General features: G+C 51.8%; 6 protein-coding genes. 3 read left to right on the top strand and 3 right to left on the bottom strand.

Features of this window, described 5'->3' with window-relative positions; all coding sequences use genetic code 11:
• Positions 1-64 precede the first annotated feature (64 nt).
• Positions 65-409: a DUF2304 domain-containing protein gene (locus C1711_RS00805; RefSeq protein ID WP_102337363.1), complete on the bottom strand. Its 345-nt coding sequence runs from the start codon at positions 407-409 to the stop codon at positions 65-67.
• A gap of 3 nt (positions 410-412) precedes the next feature.
• Positions 413-1,099 carry a glycosyltransferase family 2 protein gene (locus tag C1711_RS00810; protein ID WP_102337364.1) on the bottom strand — a complete coding sequence of 229 codons (687 nt, stop codon included), beginning with the start codon at positions 1,097-1,099 and terminating at the stop codon, positions 413-415.
• Positions 1,100-1,215: 116 nt separating this feature from the next.
• On the opposite strand from C1711_RS00810, the gene C1711_RS00815 reads away from it, so the two are divergent.
• Positions 1,216-2,382, top strand: a complete 1,167-nt coding sequence (locus C1711_RS00815; protein WP_102337365.1) for a glycosyltransferase family 4 protein — start codon at positions 1,216-1,218, stop codon at positions 2,380-2,382.
• Here C1711_RS00815 and C1711_RS07775 read toward each other — a convergent pair.
• Positions 2,357-4,285, bottom strand: coding sequence for a transglutaminase domain-containing protein (locus tag C1711_RS07775; RefSeq protein ID WP_102337366.1), 1,929 nt, complete (start codon positions 4,283-4,285; stop codon positions 2,357-2,359). The genes C1711_RS00815 and C1711_RS07775 overlap by 26 nt on opposite strands.
• Before the next feature lie 119 nt (positions 4,286-4,404).
• On the opposite strand from C1711_RS07775, the gene rfbB reads away from it, so the two are divergent.
• Positions 4,405-5,424, top strand: a complete 1,020-nt coding sequence (rfbB, locus tag C1711_RS00825; protein ID WP_234346136.1) for a dTDP-glucose 4,6-dehydratase — start codon at positions 4,405-4,407, stop codon at positions 5,422-5,424.
• Positions 5,425-5,496: 72 nt separating this feature from the next.
• Positions 5,497-6,168, top strand: coding sequence for a dTDP-4-dehydrorhamnose 3,5-epimerase family protein (locus C1711_RS00830; protein ID WP_102337368.1), 672 nt, complete (start codon positions 5,497-5,499; stop codon positions 6,166-6,168).
• Positions 6,169-6,382: the final 214 nt, after the last annotated feature.

The raw sequence follows: 6,382 nt of genomic DNA on the forward strand, positions 1-6,382 counted from the left end.
TTTCTCGATTTTAAGAATAATTGATTTTTTATATAAGCAACGGGCGGCAAACGGGCCGAAAAGGCTATCCTTGCCGGCTCCTATCTTCATTCTTAAGGGCGATTTCCTGTGCAAGTGTCGTGATTTTGCGTGTGAGTTGAGCAATTTGATTTTGTAATGAAAACTCACGAACAAGTAAAAGTGCAATGACTGCAAGGAAAATAAAATTCGAGGGCGATTGGACGCCAAGTAATCCAGAAAGAAAGAATGAAATGCTCGGAAAAAGGGCGAGTACGACTAGTCCAAAGCTTAAGAGGAGCCAGAAGAGAGAGTCGCCTGTGCTAAACCGAGCTTGACGTATTTTGCTGATGACAAACATGAGAACAATACAGGCGCCGACAATAAGTACGATGCGAAGCGCAATGCTCATGAGCTACCTCCTGAACCAAAGAGAGAACAGAATGGATGAACAGGCATTTGCCATATAGATAACCGCTTTAGATGGGGTAAGGTAACTTTCTCCAGTTGTTCGCTCCCGCATCGTCACCTGCTCTTCAACAACACGCATGCCACGTCGTTTGATCAGGAAGGCAATCGTTTCGGGTTCGGGGGTGAGGTCACTTCGTTTAGAAAACAATTCGATTACCGATTTATTATAGAGCCTCATACCGGAAGTTGGATCGTTGATGGCAGTTCCTGTAGTAGCGTGAATTAGCGTAGAGATAAGATTGGAGCCGAGCATGCGAAGGGAGTGCGGTTTTTTGCACCCAATGAAGCGAGAGCCGATTACTATATCCGCATTCGATTCTTGCATTCGCCGCTCGAGGATGGGAATGAACCGGGGGTCATGCTGTCCGTCTGCATCGAATTGAATTGCTCTTTCGAAGCCATGTTGGTAAGCGTATTTCATTCCTGTTTGAAAGGCGCCTGTAAGACCAAGATTCACGGGTAAATCTATTAAATTGAAGTTGTGCATTTTGCACAGTTCTGCGGTTGAATCCAATGAACCGTCATTTACCACAACGTACTGAACCCCAGGTACTTTGCCTATGAGCTCTTGAACAGTTGAAACGATGGATTCTTCCTCGTTGTAGGCGGGAATAATGACTAGTGTGGACACGTTGTCGTGCACCTCGCATCAAAGAAATGACATGACTTGTTCATGATACGCTAATCAAGAACGGTTGGATTATTTGTTCATACAAATACACGATTCATCTTTGAGGAGATGGTCTTTTGTCTTCATATTGCATTTGCTCTGCTTTTTATTTGCCACATATGGGTGGTGTTGAACGTTTTACCGACAATCTGGCTTTGGAATTAGTGAGGCAGGGTCATAGCGTAACAATTGTGACCAATGACACATATGATATTGGCTTGCACGAAATCTTATCATCAGGAGTTGAGGTTTATAGGTTACCCTGTATCGCTGCGCTTTACGGACGTTTTCCGATACCGAAAAAAAACAAAGTATTTCGAAGGGCTCTTGCTGAATTAAATGCACGTTCCTTCGACGGTATTTTAATTAATACGCGTTTTTACCCGCATACATTGATAGCACTTCGATTTGCAAAAAGGATAGGCGTGACACCGATAGTGCTCGACCACGGATCTGCCTACCTGACATTCGGAAATCCTGTTTTTGACGTCTTTGCACATACATATGAACATGCTATTACCATGTTAGTAAAAAAATATAGTCCGTTGTTTTATGGCATTTCTCAAAAAAGCGTTGAATGGCTCGAGGTTTTTGGAATTACTGCGAAAGGAGTCATCAGCAATTCCATTAATTCGATTGAGTATCGAGGGCAAGCGTCCAACAGGAGTTTTAGGGATGAGCTTGGAATTGATAATGGGCGTATGTTGCTTGCCTTTACCGGTCGTTTGATTCCCGAAAAAGGAATTGACACACTACTTGGTATGATGGAACTACTTCAGGACGAGCCAGTTGATTTAGTAATTGCCGGCGAAGGTCCGCTCCGCACCCATATTGAGAAATCAGGGTTAAAGCATCTTCACCTGGTTGGTCGATTGGGCCAACCAGATATTGCAGCGTTGCTTCTTGAGGCCGATTTGTTCTGCTTGCCTACTCGGTCTGAAGGGTTTTCAACGTCACTGCTTGAGTCTGCTGCTTGTGGAACGCCTTTCCTTGTTACCAATGTCGGCGGGGCACGTGAACTTGCGCCAAGTAGAGACTATGGGTTTGTAGTCAAATCCGCAGATAGTAAGGTGTTTGCGGAGAAAGTCCTTTTTGCTTTAAAAGAAGATGTTGACTTAGAAGCAATGGGTGCGTTGTGCCGCAGCAGGGTTGAAGATAAGTACTCTGTGTCATCTGTGGTTACAACGTTAATCGATGCATTTTCTGTGTCAAGTGCTCCTAATGCATCGCACCAGATGAATTGAAGTAATACCAAGTTCCGTTGATTTTTTGCCAGCCAGTTGCCATGGCTCCAGAAGAAGGGGAGAGATAATACCATGTACCATTTAACTTAAGCCATCCGGTTGCCATCCTGCCTGATGACGGCTGGAGGTAGTACCAGCTTGAACCAATATAGCGCCAACCTGTCGCCATAGCTCCAGAGCTCTCTAACCAATACCAATAACCGCCAAGCGACAGCCAGCCCGTTTTCATAGCTCCTGAAGCGCCGAGGTAATACCATTTTCCGTTATCAAGAATCCAGCCTGTTTTCATGGCACCAGAAGATTCGAGCCAATACCATGCGTTTCCATCATGCAGCCAACCCGTAATCATTTGATATGTGCTTGGGCTGAGCCAATACCAACTGTTTCCAAGTTTACGCCATCCCTTTGCAAGCGACCCGGATGCTTCAGCGTAATGCCAGAATCCTTCGGCATCTTTTACCCAGCCAGTAGCCATGCGGCAATTTGATTTGAAGAAATAGCCCTTGTTGGCAATAACATGCAAGCCTTTCAGGGCGAAGCCATTTTCGTCAAAATAGAACCAGTACCCGCTATCGAATAACCAACGATTTACGAGCCGTGTTCCAGAGGCGTCGCGATACTCGAGACATCCATTCACGGTATTCCATCCAGGTTTTATTTCTTCCTTTGCGTGATACGTCGCAGTGCAGACAAGCGCATCACCCTGCGCTTCAACGTTCAGCGTAGCGGTCTCCTTCTCATTCGACCAAGTTCGCTGATTTAGCTCGTAGGCAACATATCCGTTGTAGATTCCTTTATACGAATCTGGCCACGTAGGATTGTCGGTTGCAATGGAAAATACGGTCTCGCCCTTATCAAGATGGCTCTGGATTCGATCTACATATGCATCTGCCCAAATGACCGCCTCGCCACTGCGGACATAGTAGCCGTTTTTCAGGCTTTTTGACGGTGTTTCATATCCATCTTGGTTATACACATCAGGGAAGTTAGGGTGCGCAGTTGCCATGAGCTCATCGGTAAGACCAAAGTAGAAATGTCTCATGTCAATAGATTGCCAAGAGTAATCGGTGTCGTTCCATGTGCAATCGACCTGGCACCATTCCCCGTCGATCTTAATGGCGCTCCACGTGTGGTAATCGCCCTCGTCTCGCACCTCTCGATTCTCGATGCCCGCGGCATCAAGAAGGCGTTGATAAGCTGCCATGTATGCCTGACAGGTTCCCGTTCCACGACAGAGCGCAGATTCTGCAGATGAATAGATGAACGTGTTGTCATACTCAAGTTGATCAAGTAGCCAATCATGAAGCCAGACTGCCTTTTGGTAGTCGGAACCATCGGTCTCACGATTGCATTGTGAAACGGCATTTTGAACGCGTGAGCTTACGCTCGGATATGCCGAATCATTGATGGAAAGGACCACAGTGACACTGATAGGATCGAACCCCGAGCCATCCATGTTCATGCAGTCGATACGAAGCTCGTAGGTTCCTGTGGCCATGGGTGTGAACTCGAAGTCATAGAAATCGGCCGCATTCGTGTACTTAGACTTCGTCGGGTCACACACATATTCCCATCCAAGGGAGGGGTCCGTGTACTTGGGTGTACGGAGATAGAACTTATAGTTTGAGGTTCCGCCGTTTCCAACACAATGGAGCGTAAGAGGTTGCCCGGCAACAGGATCATCCCAGCTGACGGTGAGTTTAAAGTGCTCACCCTCGGTCGTTTTGGAGTGCTGGTACACCGCGGATTCATTATCGGCAGGCGCCGCAGTTTCTTTCGCGCTTGGAGAAGTAACAGTTTGTTGGGGGGTCACCTCGGCAAACGCGTTGGAACAAAGGGGGGAACGAGGAAAAGCAAACGCTGTCAACAGGGATATTGCTACGATAAATGTAGTTTTGCGCATCTAGGCCCCTCTCTATTTTGAGTGGTGTCATTTTACCTTATCGCGTAAAAATGAGGCACATATTCGTATGCTATCGTGACCAACAGATAATTGCCGTCGATAGGTATTGGAGGGGTGCCGTGTCAGATATCTTCGAACCCAAGCGCATCATCGTCACCGGCGGTTGCGGCTTCATCGGGTCCAACTTCGTCCACCACGTGGTGCGCGAGCACCCGGACGTGCACGTGACGGTGCTGGACAAGCTCACCTACGCCGGCAGCCCCGAGAACATCGCGGGGCTGCCCTCGGACCGCGTGGAGCTCGTGGTGGGCGACATCTGCGACGCCGAGCTGCTCGAGAAGATCGTCCCCGGCGTCGATGCCATCGTGCATTACGCCGCCGAGAGCCACAACGACAACTCCATCGCCGACCCCGAGCCCTTCCTGCGCACCAACGTAGAGGGCACCTACCAGCTGCTCGAGGCGTGCCGCCGCCACGACGTGCGCTACCACCACGTCTCCACCGACGAGGTGTACGGTGACCTCGCGCTCGACGACCCCGCGCGCTTCACCGAGGACACGCCGTACCATCCCAGCTCCCCCTACTCCTCCACCAAGGCGGCCTCCGACATGCTGGTCCGCGCCTGGCACCGCACCTACGGCTTGCGCGTCACCATTTCCAACTGCTCGAACAACTACGGGCCTTACCAGCACGTCGAGAAGTTCATCCCGCGTCAGATCACGAACCTCATCGACGGCGTGCGCCCCAAGCTCTACGGCGACGGCAGGAACGTGCGCGACTGGATCCACACCGAGGACCACAGCTCCGCCGTGTGGGCGATCCTCACGAAGGGCCGCATGGGGGAGACCTACCTCATCGGAGCCGACGGCGAGCGGGACAACCTCACCGTGCTCCGTGAGATTCTGAAGGCCTTCGGTCGTCCCGAGGACGACTTCGACTGGGTGCGCGACCGCCCCGGCCACGACCGCCGCTACGCCATCGACAGCTCCAAGCTTCGCCGCGAGCTCGGTTGGGAGCCGAAGCACACCGACTTTGCCACGGGCCTGGCAGACACCATTGCCTGGTATCGTGAGAACGAGGCCTGGTGGCGCCCCGCCAAGGCGGCCACTGAGGCGCGCTATAGGGCGCAGGGACAGTAAGTTTCAAGTGTAAGGCGGGGCGTCGATACGGCGCTCCGCTTGTCGTATAAGTTCAAGATGAAAGGCGCGTTGATGTCCTTCGAGTTCGAAAAACCTCTTGCCGTCGAGAGCACCAGCATTCCAGGTGTTCTCGTGTTCGACCTGTCCGTTCATGGCGATAACCGTGGCTGGTTCAAAGAGAATTGGCAGCGCGAGAAGATGCTCGCGCTCGGCCTGCCCGACATGGGCCCCGTGCAGAACAACATCTCGTTCAACGACAACAAGGGCGTGACGCGCGGCATCCACGCCGAGCCGTGGGACAAGTTCATTTCGGTCGCCTGCGGATCCGTCTTTGGCGCGTGGGTTGACTTGCGTCCTGGTTCAACCTTTGGTGAGGTGTTTACTTGCACGCTTGACCCTGGCAAGGCAATCTACGTTCCCCGCGGCGTGGGCAACTCTTATCAGGCGCTCGAAGATGGAACGGCTTACACCTACCTGGTGAACGCCCATTGGTCTGCCGAGCTCAAGAAGACCTACACGTTCGTGAATCTCGCCGATCCTGATCTCGCCATCGAGTGGCCCATTCCACTCTCGGAGTGTGAGCTGTCCGAGGCAGACAAGAACCACCCGATGCTCGCTGACGCGCTTCCGATGGCGCCTCGCCGTACTCTTGTGACCGGTTGCAACGGACAGCTCGGCCGCGCGGTACGCAATCTCGCGGAGGAGCGAGGCCTTCCCGGCTTCGACTACTGCGACATCGACTGAATCTGCCCCATATCCGTTGACAAGTCGATTTCCGTTTCGGCACGATCGCCGCAAGCGGGGAAACGGGGGCGGGGCATGGGAACCCCATCGCCAAAATACACGGCCGAGTTCAAGCAGAAGGTCGTGGAATTGCACAGAAAGAGCGGCGCCACCCACGCCGAGGTTGCGCGCGGGTCGGGCCGCGACGCGGGCGGCCCGTCGGATCGGGTGAAGA

Source organism: Collinsella provencensis (genome assembly GCF_900199705.1).
Taxonomy (GTDB): domain Bacteria; phylum Actinomycetota; class Coriobacteriia; order Coriobacteriales; family Coriobacteriaceae; genus Collinsella; species Collinsella provencensis.